The sequence below is a fragment of the Methylobacterium aquaticum genome, assembly GCF_016804325.1.
GTDB lineage: Bacteria > Pseudomonadota > Alphaproteobacteria > Rhizobiales > Beijerinckiaceae > Methylobacterium > Methylobacterium aquaticum_C.
Window position 1 is genome coordinate 6,648,231 of sequence record NZ_CP043627.1, and the last position, 17,462, is coordinate 6,665,692.

Below are 17,462 nucleotides of genomic sequence, written 5' to 3' on the forward strand. Positions count from 1 at the left end.
CCCGCCGGGGGGCGGCAGGAGCGTCAAGGCCACGTCGAAGGGACGAGGGGCCGGGACATGCGGGGCGGTTCGTCGAGAAGCCGCGGCGCCGTCACCGGATGGCGGCGGGATAATCCCGGCCGCGTCAGGGCGCCAATGCTATGTTTGCCAAGAACTATTCCGGATCCGAATAGTTTGGCGGATCCTCCGCGGCGACGGCCCAGACCTCGTCGAGGAAGGAGCGGTGGCGCTCGGCGCTGCGATAGAGCCGGACGTCCATCGGCATCTCGCGTCCGAGCACCGTGAGCGCCCCGGCGCGGATTTCCGGCTCGACCAGGCTGCGCGGCAGCCAGGCGATGCCGTGGCCGCCGAGCGCCATCGAGCGCAGGGCCTCGGCCATCGAGTTCTCGTTGGTGTGGACCGGGTAGGTCGCCGGCGCGTCGTCACCGGATTGCGCGATGCCGGCGAGGCGCCCGAGGAACGAGCCGCGGGAATATTGCAGCAGCGGCAGCCGGCCCTTGGCGTCCGGCACCAGCCCGCGCGGGGAGGCGACCGCCGCGAGGCTGTCGCGGCCGACGATCCGGCAGGGATAGCGCTCGGGATCGAGGGGGATCGGGATGCCCGGATGGTGATAGGTCAGGAGCAGGTCGTAGCCGCCCTCGACCAGCGCCTGGACGCAGATGTTGAAGTTGTCCGGCAGCACCCGGCTCGCCACCGGCCCGAGCGCATCGCGGATCCGGCCGAGCCAGCGCGGCAGGAACGACAGGCAGAGCGAGTGGAGCGCCGTGATCGTCACCACCGGCAGCCCGGCGCCGTCGCTGCGGGCGCGGAAATCCGCCCGGCTCAAGGTGAGGAGCCGCACCACCTCCTCGGCGGTCTCCAGGAACTGGCGCCCGTCGGCGGTGAGCGTGATCGGGTAGGTGCTGCGGTCGAGGAGCGCGGTGCCGAGCCAGACTTCGAGCGAGCGGATGCGCCGGCTGAACGCCGACTGGGTCACCGCGCGGGCCTCCGCCGAGCGCGAGAAGCTGCGGGTCTCGGCGAGGCTCAGGAAGTCCTCGATCCACTTGAGTTCCATCGCGGGCGTCCGGGTCGGCGGGGCCGGCCGCCGTCACTCACCCCGCTTCACACGACAGGACGCGTCCGGGCAAGACAGCAGATTGAGACGGCCCCTCGCGCCCGTACGCCCTCAGGGTCATTCCGGGGCCGCGCAGCGGAGCCCGGAATCCAGAGCCTCAGGTTGTGGAGAACGAAGCGGGACGCTCCTCGCTCGATCCTGAACGACCCGCGGTTCTGGATCCCGGGCTCCGCTGCGCGGCCCCGGGATGACCCTGTGGGGTGGAGAGGTGAGGGCTACTCCTGATATCGGGCGGATCAAGTCGGCTTGGATACCGCCGCGATGAACGCTTCATCGGCGTGCTGCGGGAAGGTGCCGGCCGGTGGGTTCTCACCGAACAGGCACGCCATCCATTCATCGGGCGTGAAGCGCACCGCCCGATGCCGATGCTCCAGACCCCGCGCCAGGGTCGTCTTGCCTGAGCCGAGGATGCCGAACAGAAGGTGGGCGGTCGGCATCCCCAGGGCTCTGCGATGGAGCTCAATTCAGCCCCAACCCGCGCTTCAGCCAAGCCGCATAATGCTCGCTGATATAGGTCACCCGCCGCCCTTCCGAGGCCGGGTTGTACCAGGCACCGCCCGAGCTGGCATTGGTGGCGGACAATTGGGGATGGCGCAACAGCACGCTGCCGGCGCGATCGACCACCAGGGCCTCACCTTCGAGATAGTCGGTGTTGGTCGCGTTGCCGCCGCCGAAGCGGGTCTCGCTGCCGGCATAGGGGTTGAACGAGACGCCGGTGACCCGCACGACGAGGGTCGGGCCGGGGCCGCCGACACGGTCGGCGAAGTTCCGGGCCAGCGCGGCCTGCAGCTCGGCCCGCACGGTCTCCGCATAGGGGCCGAGGCCGCGGGCGAGGAGGGGGCCGACATCGACCCGGATGGCGGAGAAGCGCGTGCCCGGCGGCAGGGTCGCGTCCTGCGCGCTCGCCGGCCCGGCGGCCGCCAGCAGGGCGGCCGCGATCAGGGATCGGCTGAACAGGGTCTTGAACCAGCGCAGCATCCGGATCGTCTCCACGGCGCCCGACGGGGCCACCTCGTCACGGCGGAGATAGCCCCGGGAGGGCGTTCCGGCAACGCGTCCCGCGCGTGCCGGACGGCCTGTGCCGTTACCCGCCGTACTGGATGCCGGTGATCTCGTAGGACTTGCCGCCGCCCGGGGTGACGACCTCGACGGTGTCGCCGACGCCCTTGCCGATCAGCGCGCGGGCGATCGGCGAGGTGATCGAGACCCGGCCGGCATGGACGTCGGCCTCGGGCTCGCCGACGATCTGGTAGGTCTTCTCCTCCTCGGTATCCTCGTCGATCAGCTTGACGGTGGCGCCGAACTTGATCTTCGAGCCCGAGAGCTTCGACACGTCGATGACCTCGGCGCGGGAGATCAGGCTCTCCAGCTCCAGCACCCGGCCCTCGTTGTGCGACTGCGCCTCCTTGGCGGCATGGTACTCGGCATTCTCCGACAGGTCGCCGAGGGCGCGCGCTTCCGCGATCGCCTGGATGATCCGCGGACGCTCCTCCTGCTGGCGGCGCTTCAGCTCCGCCTCGAGAGCCGCGAATCCCCGTACCGTGATCGGAACCTTGTCCATCGTCGTCGTCTCGCGTCACAAATAATCGGCCCGGCGGGAGGGTGATCCTCCCGACCGGGCCTGTTTCCGATTGTCTCGCGCGGGCGCGAAGGGATGAGATAGGACTCTTTCGCGGTCTTTCGACTTAAGCCGCGAAATATTCCTGCAGGGCCCGGACCTCGAGATCACCCTCGAGATAGGCCTTGATCCCCTCGGCAGCCGCCATCGCCCCCGCGAGAGTGGTGTAGTACGGCACTTTATGCAAGAGGGCGGCCCGGCGCAGCGACCGCGAGTCGGACAGCGCGCCCGCGCCCTCGGTGGTGTTGAACACCAGGTGGATGTCGCCGTTCTTGATCGCATCGACCACGTGCGGCCGGCCCTCCAGCACCTTGTTGATGCGGGCGCAGGGAACGCCGTTCTCGGCGAGGTAGCGCTGGGTGCCGGCGGTGGCGAGCACCGTGAAGCCGAGCTCGGCGAGCAGCTTGATCGAGGGCAGGATGCGCGCCTTGTCGTCGTCGCGCACCGAGACGAAGACCGTGCCGGCCTTCGGCACCTGGGTGCCGGAGCCGAGCTGGCTCTTGGCGAAGGCGACGCCGAAGCCGCGGTCGAGGCCGATCACCTCGCCGGTGGAGCGCATCTCCGGTCCGAGCAGCACGTCGACCCCGGGGAAGCGGGCGAAGGGGAAGACCGCTTCCTTGACGGCGATGTGCGGCAGCGTCTTCGGCTTGAGGCCGAAGGAGGCGAGGGGCTCGCCGGCCATCACCCGGGCGGCGATCTTGGCGATCGGCTCGCCGATCACCTTGGCGACGAACGGCACGGTGCGCGAGGCCCGCGGGTTCACCTCCAGGACGTAGATCACCCCGTCCTTGATCGCGTACTGCACGTTCATCAGGCCGCCGACCTCCAGCGCGAGCGCGAGGCCGCGGGTCTGGCGCTCCAGCTCGGCGATGGTCTCGGGCGACAGCGAGCGCGGCGGCAGCGAGCAGGCGGAATCGCCCGAATGGATGCCCGCCTCCTCGATGTGCTCCATGATGCCGGCGATGAACACGTCCTTGCCGTCGGAGACGGCATCGACGTCGACCTCGATCGCGTCCGACAGGTAGCGGTCGAACAGGAGCGGGTTCTTGCCCAGCACCGTGTTGATCTGGCCGGTCTTGTCGTTGGGGTAGCGCGCCTTGACGTCCGACGGGATCAGGCTCGGCAGGGTGTCGAGCAGGTAATCGGCGAACTGGGCCTCGTCGCGGATGATCGCCATTGCCCGCCCGCCGAGCACGTAGGAGGGGCGCACCACGAAGGGCAGGCCGAGATCGGCGGCGATCAGCCGGCTCTGCTCCACCGAGTAGGCGATGCCGTTCTTCGGCTGCTTCATGTGCAGCTTGTCGAGCAGGCGCTTGAAGCGGTCGCGGTCCTCGGCGAGGTCGATCGCGTCCGGCGAGGTGCCGAGGATCGGCACGCCGGCCTCTTCGAGGGCACGGGCGAGCTTCAGCGGGGTCTGGCCGCCGAACTGCACGATCACGCCGTGCAGCGTGCCGGCCTGGCGCTCGGTCTCGATGATCTCCAGCACGTCCTCGGCGGTCAGCGGCTCGAAATAGAGCCGGTCCGAGGTGTCGTAGTCGGTCGACACCGTCTCCGGGTTGCAGTTGACCATGATGGTCTCGTAGCCCGCATCCGTCAGCGCGAAGCAGGCGTGGCAGCAGCAATAGTCGAACTCGATGCCCTGGCCGATCCGGTTCGGGCCGCCGCCGAGGATGATGACCTTCTTGGCGTCCGTGGGCTGGGCCTCGTCGGCCACGGTCCCGGCGAACGGGGCCACGTAGGTCGAGTACATGTAGGCGGTCGGCGACTTGAACTCGGCCGCGCAGGTGTCGATCCGCTTGAAGACCGGCCGCACCGACAGCGCACGGCGGGCGGCGCGCACGGCGCCCTCGTCCATGCCGGCGAGCACGGCGAGCCGCGTGTCGGAGAAGCCCGCCGCCTTGAGCTGGCGGAAGGCGCCCGCGGTCTTCGGCAGGCCGAAGCGCTTCACCTTGGTCTCGAGGTCGATGATGCCCTGGAGCTGCTCCAGGAACCACGGGTCGATCTTGCAGGAGGCGTGGACCTCCTCGTGGCTGACGCCCAGCCGCAGCGCCTGCGCCACCTTGAGGAGGCGGTCCGGGGTGGGCGTGCCGATCGCCGCCTTGATGGCGTTGCGGTCGTCGCCTTTCCCCAAGCCCTCGATCTCGATGTCGTCGAGGCCGGTGAGCCCCGTCTCGAGCGAGCGCAGGGCCTTCTGGAGCGACTCGGCGAAGGTCCGCCCGATCGCCATCGCCTCGCCGACCGACTTCATGGCGGTGGTCAGCGTCGGCTCGGCGCCCGGGAATTTTTCGAACGCGAAGCGCGGGATCTTGGTGACGACGTAGTCGATCGTCGGCTCAAACGAGGCCGGGGTGGCCCCGCCGGTGATGTCGTTGGCGATCTCGTCGAGGGTGTAGCCGACCGCGAGCTTCGCCGCGACCTTGGCGATCGGGAAGCCGGTCGCCTTCGAGGCGAGCGCCGAGGAGCGCGAGACGCGCGGGTTCATCTCGATCACGATCATCCGGCCGGTGGCCGGATCGACGGCGAACTGCACGTTCGAGCCGCCGGTCTCGACGCCGATCTCGCGGAGCACCGCGAGCGAGGCGTCGCGCATGCGCTGGTATTCCTTGTCGGTCAGCGTCAGCGCCGGGGCGACGGTGATCGAGTCGCCGGTATGGACCCCCATCGGGTCGACGTTCTCGATCGAGCAGACGATGATGCAGTTATCCGCGCGATCGCGGACGACCTCCATCTCGTACTCCTTCCAGCCGAGGACCGATTCCTCGATCAGGACCTCGTTGGTCGGCGAGGCGTCGATGCCGCGCTCGACGATGTCGAGGAATTCTTCCCGGTTATAGGCGATGCCGCCGCCGGTGCCGCCCATGGTGAAGGACGGCCGGATGATCGCCGGCAGGCCGACCTCGGCGAGCGCGACGAGCGCCTGGCCGAGCGCGTGCTCGCCGTAGCGCTTGCGCCGGTCGTTCTCTCCGCTCGCCCACTTCTTCTCGAAGGCGGCCAGCGCCGCCTTGCGGGAGCCCTCGTCGCTCTCCGCGGCCTCGATGCGGGCCACCTCGGCGAGGTACTTCTCACGGTCGGCCTTCTTGGCGGCCGACGCGTTGGCGAGCGCCGATTTCGGCGTCTCCAGGCCGATCTTGGTCATGGCGTCGCGGAAGAGGCTGCGATCCTCCGCCTTGTCGATCGCCTCGGCGGTGGCGCCGATCATCTGGACGCCGAACTTCTCCAGCACGCCCATGCGCTTGAGCGAGAGGGCGCAGTTCAGCGCGGTCTGGCCGCCCATGGTCGGCAGGAGGGCGTCGGGCCGCTCCTTCTCGATGATGCGGGCGACGATCTCCGGGGTGATCGGCTCGACGTAGGTGGCGTCGGCGAGATCCGGATCGGTCATGATCGTGGCCGGATTCGAGTTGACCAGGATGATCCGGTAGCCTTCCTCGCGCAGGGCCTTGCAGGCCTGCGTCCCGGAATAGTCGAACTCGCATGCCTGGCCGATGACGATCGGGCCCGCGCCGATGATGAGGATGGAGGAGAGATCGGTGCGCTTGGGCATCGGACGCTTCAGACTCGTGCGGCGCGCTGCCGCGTTCCTCGTTTCCGGCCTCGGGCCCGGCGGGGCGTGTCGTGGCGGAAGCGGAACGGGCGGAAGCGGCGGGGATTGCGTTGGGCGCCCTTAGCATAGGCGAACAGATCAGGGGAAGGGTGTGGCCGAGGCGATGGACCAGAGGGGAGATGCGCGCTGGACGCTGGTCACCGGCGCGTCGAGCGGAATCGGCGTGGAGATCGCGAAGGAATTCGCAGGCCGGGGGTACCCGTTGGTCCTGAGCGCCCGGCGGGCGGACAGGCTGGAGGCCCTGGCCGCGGAACTGCCGGTGCCGACGCTGGTGGTGCCGGCGGACCTGGCGCGGCCGGACGGGCCGGAGGGGCTGCTCGCGGCGCTCGATGCCCGGGGGATCGTTCTCCACACCCTCGTCAACAATGCCGGCTTCGGCCTGCGCGGCCGGTTCGCCGAGCTGCCGGCGCGGGATCAGGCCGAGATGGTGGCGGTGAACGTCGCCGCGCCGACGGTGCTCAGCCGCCTCGTGCTGCCGGGCCTGATCGCGCGTCGATCCGGCGGCATCCTCAACGTCGCCTCGGTGGTGGGTTACCTGCCGGGGCCCAACATGGCGGCCTATTACGCCACCAAGGCCTACCTGCTCTCGCTCTCGGAAGCGCTCTACGAGGAGGCGCGGCCTTGCGGCGTCACCGTCACGGCACTCTGTCCCGGCGCCACCGCGACGGAATTCTCGGCGCGGGCCGATGTCGGCGGGGCGAAGCGCTTTACCGGCAACGTGATGAGCCCGGAGGCGGTGGCGGGTGCCGCGGTCGACGGCTACCTCGCGGGCCGCGCGGTGGTGATCCCGGGGGCGGCCAACCGCGCCGCGGTGATCGGCGCCCGGCTGATGCCGCGCTGGCTCAGCCGGAAGGTGGCGGCGCGCCTGCAAGGCTGAGCGGCCGAGGGGGATCACCGGAAAGGATGAACGAATTCCGCCGCTTTCGGGTCATCTTCGGTTCAGTGCCGGGCGCTAGGAGATGAGCGGGGCGGCCCGGGCCGTCGGCCTTGTCGAGTGGCGTCGTGGCGAGCGAACCGAGAGCGAATACCCGGAAAGCCGGCGCCCTGGCGGTCCTGGCGCGGCAATTCCTGTCTTACGTCGGGGTGAGCCTCGCGGCGCTGGCAGTGCATTACGCCCTGCTCGCCACCCTGGTCGAGACCGGCCGGGCCGACCCGGTGCCGGCGGCGCTCGCCGGCTACCTCGCCGGCGCCGTGGTCTCCTACGGGCTCAACCGCCGCCTGACCTATGCCAGCGCGCGGCCCCACGCGGAGGCGACCTGGCGTTTCGGTGTCGTGGCGGCGATCGGCTTCGGGCTGACCTGGCTGATCATGGCGGGGCTCACCCGCGGCTTCGGCCTGCCCTATCTGGCTGCGCAAGCGCTGGCGACCGGGGTCGTGGTGTTCTGGAATTTTCTGGGCCACCGGGTGTGGACCTTCGCGGGAAGGCCGGTGCCGGTGCTGTCGGGGGAGGTGCCGGGGGTGCGGTGAGGGCGGTTATTTCCCCGACTTCCCTGACACCCTCCGCGTCATTCCGGGGCCGCGAAAGCGGAGCCCGGAATCCAGACGCTCAGGTCGGAGAGAGTAAAGCGGACAGCGATCCGTCTTCTTTTGAAACGCCAGCGGTTCTGGATTCCGGGCTCCGCTGCGCGGCCCCGGAATGACGCGGAGGGTATCAGGGAAGTCGGGAGAAACGATTGCGCGTCAAGGAAAGCGGCCCTCACGACTCCACCTCCGCCGCCTCCCGCCCGATGGCCGCCCGCTCCACCCGCATCGCCGTCCCTCCCTCCCGGGCGATCGCCGCCGCGAACAACCCCCGCAGGGTGGTGGCGAGCGTCGCGAGGTCGTGGTGGCGGGCGACGCGGGCGCGGCCGACCCGACCCATCGCGGCGAGCGTCGCGTCGTCGGCCCGCAGGATGTCGCGCAAGGCTTGCGTCAGGGCCGCGGCGTCGCCCGGGGGCACGATGCGGCCGCACTCCTCGTCGACCAGTTCCGGGATGCCCGCCACGGTGGTGGTCACCACCGGCCGCTCCAGGGCCAGGGCTTCGAGGAGCACGATCGGCAGCCCCTCGGCGAAGCTCGGGAGCACCAGGGCACGGGATCGAGCGATGGCCTCGCGGACCTCGGCGCTGCCGCGCCAGCCGCGCAGTTCGATCAGGTCGCCGACGCCGTGGCGGGCGATCTCGGCCTCGATCGCCGGGCGGCTCTCGCCGTCGCCGATCAGGACCAGGCGGAACGGCGCCTCGGTGGCGCGCAACGCCGCCACCGCCGCCGGCAGGTAGACCTGCCCCTTCTGCGGGCAGAGCCGGCCGACGCAGACCAGAATCCGGCTCGCCCCCGCCGGTTTGTCCGAGGGCACGAAGTCCCTCAGGTCGAGGCCGCAGCGCGCCACGGCGATCCGGTCGCGATGCCGGGCGCCGCCGAAGCGCAGGAGCTGCCCGCGGCAGAAATCCGAGATCGCCACCGCGAAGGCGGCCCCGGAGAGCTTGAGGGCCAGCCCGTCCTCGGCGGCGGTGAGGAACTCGTCGGGCCCGTGGGCGGTGAAGCTGTAGGACGGCCCGCCCATGGTCCGGGCGATCAGCGCCACCGCGGCGGCGTTCGACGAGAAATGCACGTGGGTGTGGGCGATGCCCTCGCGCCGCAGGGCGTGCAGGAAATACACCGCCTCGAGGAAATAGGCCGCGTGCCGCACCGCCCCGCCGGCCGAGCGGCCGAGCCGCGCGGCGAGCCAGGCCCCCCGCAGGAACGCCGCCGGGCCGGTGACCGCCTGGCGAAGCGCGGCGAGCGCCAGCCCGCGCAGGTTGCCGCTCAGGATGTAGTGGGTCCGCGCCTGGTCGGCGACGTCGTCGGGATCGACGAGGGGCTGGTGCCAGCGCCGCAGCGCGAAGCGCCGCACCGTGACGCCTTGCGCCTCCAATGCCGCCATCTCGCGCCGGATGAAGGTCGAGCTCGTCACCGGGGCGGTGTTGACCAGATAGGCGATCTTCATGGGCGACGACGCTCCCGAGGTCTCGTCGCGCGCGAGGCGGGCATCCTCGCGCCGCGCGATCGTTGGCGACCAGCCTAGGGACTGCATCCCCGCGCGGGAGCGGCGGAATTCGGCGGCGTCCCCGCCCAGAACGGCGGGCCGACCTACGCCTTTCGAAGGTCCCGGCGCCGACGATTGCGACGCTTACCCGACGGACAGGGCCGGCTAGCCTGCTCACGAGCCGCGGCCAGTCCTGCCCCACCAAGCCCCGGCGAAGCGTCGGCACCGCCATGCAGCGTCCCCTGATCATCCTCGGCACCGGCGGCAACGCCCTCGACATCCTGGACCTCGTCGAGTCGCTGCCCGGGCCCTGGCGGGTGGCCGGCTTCCTCGACGATGCGAGGCCGGAGGGCGATCACATCGTCGGGCTGCCGGTGCTCGGGCGCCTCGGCGCGGCGCGACGCCTCGCCGAGAATCCGGAGGCGGCCTTCCTCAACGCCATCGGCAGCGAGGCGAGCCACCGCGAGCGGCTGGCGATCGTCGCCGGGACCGGGCTCGACCCCACGCGCTTCGCCACCCTGGTCCATGCCCGGGCGGCGGTGTCGTCGCGGGCCGTGCTCGGCCCGGGCACCTGCATCCATGCCGGCGCCAGCGTCGCCGGCCGGGTCGTGGTCGGAGCCCATGTGGCGATCGGGCCCGGCGCGATCGTCGGGCACGACACGGTGATCGAGGACGGGGCGGTGCTGGCGCCGGGCTGCGTCGTCAGCGGCTTCGCGCGCCTGGGGCGGTCCTGCTACGTCGGCGCCGGCAGCGCGCTGCGCCAGCGCGTCGCGATCGGCGACCGGGCCCTGGTCGGCCTCGGCACGGTCGTCCTGCGCGACGTGCCGGCGGGCGCCACCGTGGTGGGCAATCCCGCCCGCATCCTGCGACGGGGGGCGTGAGCGCCATGGCGAGCGTCCCCCGCGTCTCGGTCGTGCTGCGGCTCCGGGCGGGCTTCTGCACCGGGCCGGCGCTGGATTCCCTCCGGTTCCAGACCTTCGGCGATTACGAGGTCCTGGTGGTCGGGGAGGGGGCGGGCGAGGTCGCGGCCCTCGCCGCCGATCCGCGGGTGCGGGCCTTGCGCGATGGTGAGTCTGGCCGCGCCGCCGCCCGCAACCGCGGCGTGACCGCCGCCCGGGCCGAGTGGGTGGCCTTCCTCGATGCGGGCGATGCGTGGCGCGAGGACCACCTGGCCGAGCTCGTCGCCGCGACCCGCTTCGGCGACGCCGTCGCGGTGTTCGGCAATCCGGTCCTGGGCGAGGGCGGCCGGCCGCTACTGCCGATGAGCGTGCCCTCGGGGCGGGTCTCCGACCCGTTCGATTTCGCGCTCCGGGTCGGGACCGTGCCGTTCCGGGCGAGTGCCGCGCTGATCGAGCGGGCGGCGGCGATCGATGCCGGGCTGTTCCCGACCCGCTGCTGCGCCGGCCCGGACCTCGACCTGTGGGGGCGCCTCGCGCTGCAGGGACCGTTCCGCATCATCGCCCGGCCGACCCTGGTGCTCGCGCGCGTCCCGCCGTCGCGGCGCGTGCCGGCGCCGCCCTTGCTCGCCGCCACCCTGAAGGAACGCCTCGACGAGGGCGCGGTGCCGGCCGAGCTGGCGCCCTCCGCCCGGCGCTGCCGCAACCGGCTGATGCTCGACCATTCCGAAAATCTCGCCGCTTTCGGGCGCGCGGCCGAGGCGCGGGCCGTGCTGGCGCGGGACTGCATCCCGGACCTCGATCCGGCCCGCTACCTCGCGGCGCATGCCCGCGCCTGGCGCGCCGGATGGGGAGGGCCGGCGCCCCGGGCGCTCGCCGGCTCGCCCTGATCCGCCCGCCTCCCCACGAACCGAAAAAGGTTTCTTGATGAGCCTCGTCAAGCGCGCCGTCCTGCTCGTCTCGGGCGAGCGCTACCTCGTCCTCTCGATCACCCTGTGCCAGACCGCGCTTGTCTCGCGCCTGCTCACCCCGCAGGAGGTCGGCCTGTCGATGCTCGGGGTCGCGCTGGTGCAGGTCGTCGACGGACTGCGCGATTTCGGCACCACCAACTACATCATCCACGAGCCGACGACCTCGCGGCAGAGCGCCCGCACCGCCTTCACGGTGCTCCTCGCCCTGTCGCTGGTCTTCGCCGTGGTGCTGTTCACCTCGGCCGGTTTGTGGGCGAGGCTCTACGGCCAGCCCCTGCTCGAATCCTACCTGCGGGTGCTCTCGGCGAGCTTCCTCCTGGTGCCGTTCTCCGGCCCCCTGATGGCGTTGATGCGCCGGGACTTCCAGTTCGCCGCCCTGATGTGGGTCAATGTCGGCACCTGCCTGACCTACGCTCTCGTGCTGGCAGGTCTCGCGCTCCTCGGCTTCGGCGCGATGAGCTTTGCCTGGGCGACCGTCGCGAGTGCCGTCGCCACGGTGGCCTTGAGCCTTGCCGGCCGGCCGGAGCCGGGAGTGTACCGTCCGTGCCTCCAGGGCTGGCGCACGGCTCTGGCGATCGGGGGTTTTTCCAGCGTGACGACCCTCCTCAACCGCGCCTACGATCTCCTGCCGATCTTCCTTCTCGGACGCTTCGGCGGGCCCGACCTCGTCGGCCTCTACGGCCGGGCGCAGGTGGTGAGCCAGCTGCCCGACAAGATGATCCTCGGCAGCCTCGGCGCGGTGATCCTGCCGATGTTCGCCGCCGAACGCCGCGACGGGCGGGCCCTCGCGCCGACCTACCTCGCCTCGATCGGCAACATCTCGGTGGTGCTATGGCCGGTGGCCCTGCTGCTCGCGCTCATCGCCCAGCCGGTGGTGCTGGTGCTGCTCGGCGCGCAGTGGCTCCCGAGCGTGCCGATCGTCCAGGTGCTGGCGCTCGCCTCGATGCTGACCTTCCCGGCGATGCTGACCTATCCGGTGCTCTTGGCGAGCGGAGGCCTTCGCGACACCCTGACGGCGAGCCTGATCGGCCTGCCGCCGAGCGCCGCCATCATCGCCGCCTCGGCCGCCCACGGGCCGCTCGCGGTGGCGGCGAGCCAGTTCGTCACCGTTCCGCTCCAGGTCGGGATCGCGCTCCACTTCATCCGCCGCCGGGTGCCGTTCAGCCTTGCCGACCTCGCCGGCGCGCTGAGGGTCAGCGCCCTCGTCACGCTCGCCACCGCCCTGCCGCCGCTCGCCGTCATCGCCCTGTCGGGCCGGGGCTTCGCGCTGACCATCCCGGAGGGAGTCGTCGCGGGCTTCGGCGGTGCGGGGGCCTGGCTCGTCGCGATGCTGGTCCTCGACCATCCGGTGGCCCTGCATGTCCGGGAGACGATCCGGCCGGTTCTGGTGGGGGTGCGGGCGCGGGTGGTGCGGTGAGGACTGCGACGCGTAATGATCATGCCTTGCCGGTAAGCTCGGCTTCCAGGAATCGGAAGCCGAGCCAGGAGGCCGCGAGCATGAGTGAAACGAGCAGGACGGAGGTGCTGCGCGAGGTCGCCGAGCGGATCGATCGGCTGCGCCACGGTCATCCGGTCCGGGTCGCGATCGACGGGCGCACGGCCTCCGGCAAGACCACCCTGGCCGATGAACTGGCTGGCCTGCTCGTCGGATTGGGGCGACCCGTGATTCGGACCTCCATCGACGGCTTCCATCGCCCGCGGGTCGAGCGCTACGCGAGGGGTCGCCACTCGCCCGAAGGCTATTACCACGATGCCCGCGATCTGCCGGCGGTGGTCACGCTTCTGCTCGCACCGCTCGGGCCGAGGGGAGATGGCACTTACCGCACGGCGTCGTTCGACCTCGATGCCGACGCGCCAATCGCGCAGGAACCGCGCCGGGCGGCCGAGGACGCGATCCTGATCGTGGACGGTACCTTCCTCCAGCGCTCCGAACTGAGCGACCACTGGGATGCGACGCTGTTCGTCCGGACCTCGGTGGAAACTGCAGAGGCGCGGGGGCTCGGCCGGGACAGGGATCGTCTCGGTGGCGAGGCGGCGGCGCGGGATCTCTACGCCGGGCGTTACCGCCCAGCCTACGTCCTGTATGAAAGCCTGTGCGACCCCGAGGCGAAGAGCGACGCGATCATCGACAATGACGATCTCGCCTTTCCTCGTCTGTATCTGCGAGAGGGTGGGCGCCTGGCCTGACGCCTCTCACGGCTCCCGGATCCCCTCATCCGCCACCTGCATCAGCGGGTACAGGAAATACGCGATCACCCGCTTCTGGCCGACCCGGACCTCGCCCTGCAAAGCCATGCCGGGGATCAGGCCGGCGCCCGCGGGCAGGGCGCGCAAGGCGGTATCGTCGAGGGCGATGCGGGCGCGGTAGAACAGGGCGGGGGGCTGGCCCGGGCCGGGATTGCCGCGGCCTTCCGCATCCGACGGGAAGGCGTCCCGGCTGACCGTGCGGACATGCCCTGAGACCGTGCCGTGCTTCTGGAACGGGAACGCGTCGAGCTTCACTCGGGCGGTCTGGCCCGCCGCGACGTGGCCGATGTCGCGGGGATGGATCATCACCTCGGCCTCCAGCGGGCTTCCCGCCGGCACCAGGGTGAACAGGGGCTCGGCCTGCTTGGCCACCGAGCCGGCGCCGCGCTGGGCGATGTCGAGGACGATGCCGTCGGCCGGCGCGGTGAGCGTGACGAGCTGACGGCGCAGGGTCGCCTTGCGCAGCTCTTCCGCCGCGACGATGCGCTTCTCGCGGGCTTCCGCCAGGTTTTCGAGCACCGCGCGGCCGGTCTCGTCGAGGAAGGCCTGCCGTTGGGCGGTGGCCTTGGCGAGGTCGTGACGCGCCTCGGTTTGCGCGCCGCGGGTGCGCACCAGCGAGGCCTCGACGTCGAGGCGGGCGTCGCGGGTCTGCAGCAGGTTAAGCTTCGAGCCGATCTGCTGCTCCAGCAGCGTCGTGCGCATCCCCTCGATCTCCCGCAGGCCGTCGAGGCGGGCGAGCAGCACGCTCTCCTCGCGGCGGTTGCGAGCGAGGCTCGATTCGGCCCGGGCCAGGTCCTCGTCGAGGCCGCGCAGGCGGCTGTCGCGCAGCGCCCGGCGCTGCCGGGCGAGGCGGGCCTCCAGCGACTGTTCGGGGCGCGTCAGGTCGAAGGCGGCGTCCCTGTCCGCATCCTCGGCCTCGAGCCGCCGCACCAGGGCCTCCGCCGCGGCGAGCCGGGCGGTGAGCTGCTGCACGTCGGCCTCGCTGAAGGTCGGGTCGAGGACGGCCAGCGTCTCGCCGGCCCTGACCGACTGGCCGACCGTGACGGCGATCGAACGGATCGCCGCCGTCTCGAGCGGCTGGACGACGATGTTCGGCACCGTGGTGACGAGCCGGCCCCGCGCCGTGGCGATCTCGTCGATCTCCGACAGGCACGACCACGCGACGCCGGTCGCCAGGAGCGCCGCGACGGCATAGAGCGTCGCGCGGGCGACGCGGGGCGGCGCCCGTTCCTCGACCGCGAGCGCGTCGGGCTGGAACTCCGAGACCACGGCCGGCCGGCGCCGGGCCGGCAGCATCACCACCTCGCCGCGGGGCGGCGCCGTCTCGGGGGCCGGCCCTGAATCCGGGACCGAGGCGAGAGAGGGCCGGGCCGTATCGTCGGGCTTGGGAGCGCTCATGCGGCCTGCCTCGTCTGCTGGTTCCACAGGTGGCGGTAGGTCGTGCAGGAGGTCAGCAGCTGGTCGTGGCGCCCGGTCGCGACGAGGCGGCCGCCATCGATCACCAGGATCGCGTTGGCGTCGACCAGGGTGGCCAGTCGATGCGAGACGATCAGCACCGTGCGGCCGCGGGCGATGCGGCGCAGGTTGCGCCGGATGATCGCCTCGCTGTCGGGATCGAGCGCGCTCGTCGCCTCGTCGAGGATCAGGAGGCGCGGATCGGTGACGAGGGCCCGGGCGATGGCGAGCCGCTGGCGCTGCCCGCCTGAGAGGTTCGAGGCGTTCTCCTCCAGCATCGTCTCGAAGCCGCGCGGCAGGCGCTCGATGAACTCGTCGGCCCCGGCGGCGCGGGCGGCCTCGGCGATCTCCTCGAAGCTCGCCGAGGGCTTGGCCGCCGCGATGTTCTCCCGCACCGTGCCGCGGAACAGGAAGCTGTCCTGGAGCACCACCCCGACCTGGCGGCGCAAATGGGCGAGGTCGATCTCGCGGATGTCGTGCCCGTCGAGGCGCACCAGCCCCTGCTGCACCGGATAGAGCCGCTGGATCAGCCGGGTGATGGTGGTCTTGCCCGAGCCGCTGCGCCCCACCACGCCGACGATGCTGCCGGCCTCCAGCGTGAAGGACACCGCATCGAGGGCCGGCGGCCGGTCGGGCCCATAGGCGAAGCGGACATCCTCGAAGGTGATCTCGCCGCGCACCGGCGGGCACAGGCCGCGGCTCGGCCCTTCCGCCTCGGGGGCCCGGTTCATCACCTCGCCGAGCATCCGGACCGACAGCGCCACTTCCTGGTACTCGTGCGCCATGGTGAGCATCTGCACGAGCGGGCCCGAGACGCGGCCGGCCAGCATGTTGAAGGCGACGAGTGCGCCGACCGTCATCGAGCGGTCGAACACGTCGAGCGCCCCGAGCCCGATGATCGCCACCGAGGTGAGCTTTTCGAGCAAGCCCGTCACGGCCTGCGCGATGGCCGAGATGCGCTCGACGCCGTAGCGCATCTGCACGGCCTGGGCGGAGGAATCCTCCCATTGCCGTCCCTGCAACGGCTCCATCGCCAGGGACTTGATGGTCCGCATGCCCTGGACCGATTCGACCAGCAGCGCCTGGCGCTCGCCCTCCGCATCGTAGAGCGCCTGGAGCCGGCGCCGGAACGGCCCGATCAGGGCTGCGATGGTGAGCGCCACGAGGCCCGTGAAGGCGAGCACCACGAGCGTCAGCTTCGGGCTGTAGAGCAGCAGCACCGGGATGAAGACGAGGAGCGAGCAGGCATCGAGCGCGGTGGTGAGGAGCCGCCCGGTCAGGAATTCCCGCACCCGGGAGGCCTGCTGCATGTGCTTGACCAGGATGCCCGCCGGCACCTGCTCGAAATGCGCGAGCGGCAGGCCGAGGAGATGCGCGAAGGTCTTCACCGCGACCCGGATGTCGATGCGGTTCGAGGCGTAGAGCAGCAGGTAGCGCCTTAAGAAAGTGAAGCAGGCCTCGAAGACCAGCGCCAGCACCACGCCGCCGGCCAGCACCGTGAGGGTGGCATAGGATTCGTGGGTCAGCACCCGGTCGATGACGAGCTGCGAGAAGAGCGGGACGGCCAGGCCGACGGCGTAGAGCGCGAGCGCCGCCACGATCACGTCGGAGAAGAGCCGGCGCTGGCGCAGGATCTCGGGCACGAACCACAGCAGACCGAAGGGCCGACGGCCGTCCGCGTTGCGCCGTCGCGCCTTCGGGCGCATCAGCAGCACCTCGCCGCCCCAGGCGGCGCAGAACGCCGCCTCGTCGAGGAGGAACGGTTCGTGCCGGGCGGCCTTGGGGTCGAACACGACCAGGCGCGGCGCCTCGGCGTTGCGGTCGGTGCCGGTGACGACGACCCAGTTGCCGTTCCTGAGATGAGCCAGCGCCGGGAAGGCGCCGCCGAGATCGGTGAGGCTCCTGAAGGACAGGCGGGTGCGGCCGGCCCTGAGGCCCACCTCCCGCGCCATCCGGGTCAGGCGCGGGCTCGAGACCGCCTCCTCCCCCACCGCGTAGGCGTGGGCGAGGCGTTCGGCATCGAGGTCGACGCCGTGGTGGCGCGCGACGGCGACGAGGCAGTGCAGTCCGGTATCCACGGCGGCGCCCGAGTGGTTTTGGGAGGGATCAGGAGAAGTTCGGCGAGGTGTTGCGGCCCGGGCGGGCGCCTGCGAAGGGCACGGCCTCTTGCGGCGGCTGGCCCGGCTGGATCACGCCGGATTCGATCAGGCTGTTCTTGACCTGCTGCATCAGGTCGGCGGCATTGGCGAAGGCGTCGGCCGGCAGGATCAGGCGCTGGCGCAGGACCGGCACCGGGTTGCCGTGGATGTCGCGCTCCGACGGCGACAGGCTCATCAGGTCGACCCGGACGATCGAGCCGGTGACGGTGATCTCGCTGATGCCGTCGGTGTAGGTTTCGTGAATCATGGGGTTTTCTCCAGTCGAGTGGCATTTTTTGAAAGACTCGGCAGAGTCGACGCCTGCCGCGTCCTGTCAGGCTATTGGGGAAAGAAGAGGCGCTTTCCCCTCCCCCTTGTGGGGAGGGGTTAGGGGTGGGGGTGGTGCAGGAGGCACCGC

Annotated in this window: 15 protein-coding genes; 6 read left to right on the plus strand and 9 right to left on the minus strand. The window is 71.2% G+C overall.

Annotated elements, in window-relative coordinates; genetic code table 11:
* Nucleotides 1-154: 154 nt before the first annotated feature.
* The 5 genes from F1D61_RS30705 to carB all read right to left on the minus strand — a co-directional run bounded on the left by F1D61_RS30705 (nt 155) and on the right by carB (nt 6,273).
* Nucleotides 155-1,054 carry a LysR family transcriptional regulator gene (locus tag F1D61_RS30705; RefSeq protein WP_203155698.1) on the minus strand — a complete coding sequence of 300 codons (900 nt, stop codon included), beginning with the start codon at nt 1,052-1,054 and terminating at the stop codon, nt 155-157.
* Nucleotides 1,055-1,350: 296 nt separating this feature from the next.
* Nucleotides 1,351-1,551 carry an AAA family ATPase gene (locus tag F1D61_RS30710; RefSeq protein WP_203155699.1) on the minus strand — a complete coding sequence of 67 codons (201 nt, stop codon included), beginning with the start codon at nt 1,549-1,551 and terminating at the stop codon, nt 1,351-1,353.
* A gap of 22 nt (nt 1,552-1,573) precedes the next feature.
* A complete protein-coding gene (locus tag F1D61_RS30715; protein WP_203155700.1) occupies nt 1,574-2,092 on the minus strand; it encodes a hypothetical protein in 519 nt (172 codons plus the stop codon).
* Nucleotides 2,093-2,198: 106 nt separating this feature from the next.
* Nucleotides 2,199-2,675, minus strand: a complete 477-nt coding sequence (gene greA, locus F1D61_RS30720; RefSeq protein ID WP_203155701.1) for a transcription elongation factor GreA — start codon at nt 2,673-2,675, stop codon at nt 2,199-2,201.
* Nucleotides 2,676-2,799: 124 nt separating this feature from the next.
* Complete coding sequence (carB, locus tag F1D61_RS30725) at nt 2,800-6,273, minus strand: carbamoyl-phosphate synthase large subunit (RefSeq protein ID WP_203155702.1); 3,474 nt, start codon at nt 6,271-6,273, stop codon at nt 2,800-2,802.
* Nucleotides 6,274-6,436: 163 nt separating this feature from the next.
* On the opposite strand from carB, the gene F1D61_RS30730 reads away from it, so the two are divergent.
* On the plus strand, nt 6,437-7,210 hold the full coding sequence (locus F1D61_RS30730; RefSeq protein WP_203155703.1) for an SDR family NAD(P)-dependent oxidoreductase: 774 nt from the start codon (nt 6,437-6,439) through the stop codon (nt 7,208-7,210).
* A 125-nt stretch (nt 7,211-7,335) separates the two neighbouring features.
* Nucleotides 7,336-7,800 (plus strand): GtrA family protein, encoded by a 465-nt coding sequence (locus F1D61_RS30735; protein ID WP_246775618.1) that lies wholly within the window; start codon nt 7,336-7,338, stop codon nt 7,798-7,800.
* Between the two features lie 229 nt (nt 7,801-8,029).
* Here the strand turns inward: F1D61_RS30735 and F1D61_RS30740 are convergent, their stop codons facing one another.
* A complete protein-coding gene (locus tag F1D61_RS30740; protein ID WP_203155704.1) occupies nt 8,030-9,298 on the minus strand; it encodes a glycosyltransferase family 4 protein in 1,269 nt (422 codons plus the stop codon).
* A gap of 269 nt (nt 9,299-9,567) precedes the next feature.
* On the opposite strand from F1D61_RS30740, the gene F1D61_RS30745 reads away from it, so the two are divergent.
* The 4 genes from F1D61_RS30745 to F1D61_RS30760 all read left to right on the plus strand — a co-directional run bounded on the left by F1D61_RS30745 (nt 9,568) and on the right by F1D61_RS30760 (nt 13,391).
* On the plus strand, nt 9,568-10,218 hold the full coding sequence (locus F1D61_RS30745) for a NeuD/PglB/VioB family sugar acetyltransferase (RefSeq protein ID WP_203155705.1): 651 nt from the start codon (nt 9,568-9,570) through the stop codon (nt 10,216-10,218).
* Nucleotides 10,219-10,223: 5 nt separating this feature from the next.
* Nucleotides 10,224-11,123 carry a glycosyltransferase family 2 protein gene (locus F1D61_RS30750; protein WP_203155706.1) on the plus strand — a complete coding sequence of 300 codons (900 nt, stop codon included), beginning with the start codon at nt 10,224-10,226 and terminating at the stop codon, nt 11,121-11,123.
* A gap of 37 nt (nt 11,124-11,160) precedes the next feature.
* Entirely contained in the window at nt 11,161-12,621 is a 1,461-nt protein-coding gene (locus tag F1D61_RS30755; RefSeq protein WP_203155707.1) for an oligosaccharide flippase family protein, read from the plus strand.
* Between the two features lie 80 nt (nt 12,622-12,701).
* Nucleotides 12,702-13,391 carry a uridylate kinase gene (locus F1D61_RS30760; protein ID WP_203155708.1) on the plus strand — a complete coding sequence of 230 codons (690 nt, stop codon included), beginning with the start codon at nt 12,702-12,704 and terminating at the stop codon, nt 13,389-13,391.
* Nucleotides 13,392-13,397: 6 nt separating this feature from the next.
* On the opposite strand, the gene F1D61_RS30765 is transcribed toward F1D61_RS30760, so the two are convergent.
* From F1D61_RS30765 to F1D61_RS30775, 3 genes are read right to left on the minus strand one after another with little or no spacing between them, the layout of a single operon-like run.
* Nucleotides 13,398-14,849, minus strand: coding sequence for an HlyD family type I secretion periplasmic adaptor subunit (locus F1D61_RS30765; RefSeq protein WP_203155709.1), 1,452 nt, complete (start codon nt 14,847-14,849; stop codon nt 13,398-13,400).
* Entirely contained in the window at nt 14,846-16,984 is a 2,139-nt protein-coding gene (locus F1D61_RS30770; protein ID WP_203155710.1) for a peptidase domain-containing ABC transporter, read from the minus strand. Before F1D61_RS30770 ends, F1D61_RS30765 begins: the two co-directional genes overlap by 4 nt.
* A 28-nt stretch (nt 16,985-17,012) precedes the next feature.
* Nucleotides 17,013-17,312 (minus strand): hypothetical protein, encoded by a 300-nt coding sequence (locus tag F1D61_RS30775; protein WP_203155711.1) that lies wholly within the window; start codon nt 17,310-17,312, stop codon nt 17,013-17,015.
* Nucleotides 17,313-17,462: the final 150 nt, after the last annotated feature.

What these genes read in the sequence shown, in the direction of transcription:
- F1D61_RS30740 (WP_203155704.1), bottom strand. Translation starts at nt 9,298, where the DNA reads ATGAAGATCGCCTATCTGGTCAACACCGCCCCGGTGACGAGCTCGACC.
- F1D61_RS30745 (WP_203155705.1), top strand. Translation starts at nt 9,568, where the DNA reads ATGCAGCGTCCCCTGATCATCCTCGGCACCGGCGGCAACGCCCTCGAC.
- F1D61_RS30760 (WP_203155708.1), top strand. Translation starts at nt 12,702, where the DNA reads ATGAGTGAAACGAGCAGGACGGAGGTGCTGCGCGAGGTCGCCGAGCGG.
- F1D61_RS30750 (WP_203155706.1), top strand. Translation starts at nt 10,224, where the DNA reads ATGGCGAGCGTCCCCCGCGTCTCGGTCGTGCTGCGGCTCCGGGCGGGC.
- F1D61_RS30765 (WP_203155709.1), bottom strand. Translation starts at nt 14,849, where the DNA reads ATGAGCGCTCCCAAGCCCGACGATACGGCCCGGCCCTCTCTCGCCTCG.
- carB (WP_203155702.1), bottom strand. Translation starts at nt 6,273, where the DNA reads ATGCCCAAGCGCACCGATCTCTCCTCCATCCTCATCATCGGCGCGGGC.
- F1D61_RS30715 (WP_203155700.1), bottom strand. Translation starts at nt 2,092, where the DNA reads ATGCTGCGCTGGTTCAAGACCCTGTTCAGCCGATCCCTGATCGCGGCC.
- greA (WP_203155701.1), bottom strand. Translation starts at nt 2,675, where the DNA reads ATGGACAAGGTTCCGATCACGGTACGGGGATTCGCGGCTCTCGAGGCG.
- F1D61_RS30755 (WP_203155707.1), top strand. Translation starts at nt 11,161, where the DNA reads ATGAGCCTCGTCAAGCGCGCCGTCCTGCTCGTCTCGGGCGAGCGCTAC.
- F1D61_RS30730 (WP_203155703.1), top strand. Translation starts at nt 6,437, where the DNA reads ATGGACCAGAGGGGAGATGCGCGCTGGACGCTGGTCACCGGCGCGTCG.
- F1D61_RS30705 (WP_203155698.1), bottom strand. Translation starts at nt 1,054, where the DNA reads ATGGAACTCAAGTGGATCGAGGACTTCCTGAGCCTCGCCGAGACCCGC.
- F1D61_RS30710 (WP_203155699.1), bottom strand. Translation starts at nt 1,551, where the DNA reads ATGCCGACCGCCCACCTTCTGTTCGGCATCCTCGGCTCAGGCAAGACG.
- F1D61_RS30775 (WP_203155711.1), bottom strand. Translation starts at nt 17,312, where the DNA reads ATGATTCACGAAACCTACACCGACGGCATCAGCGAGATCACCGTCACC.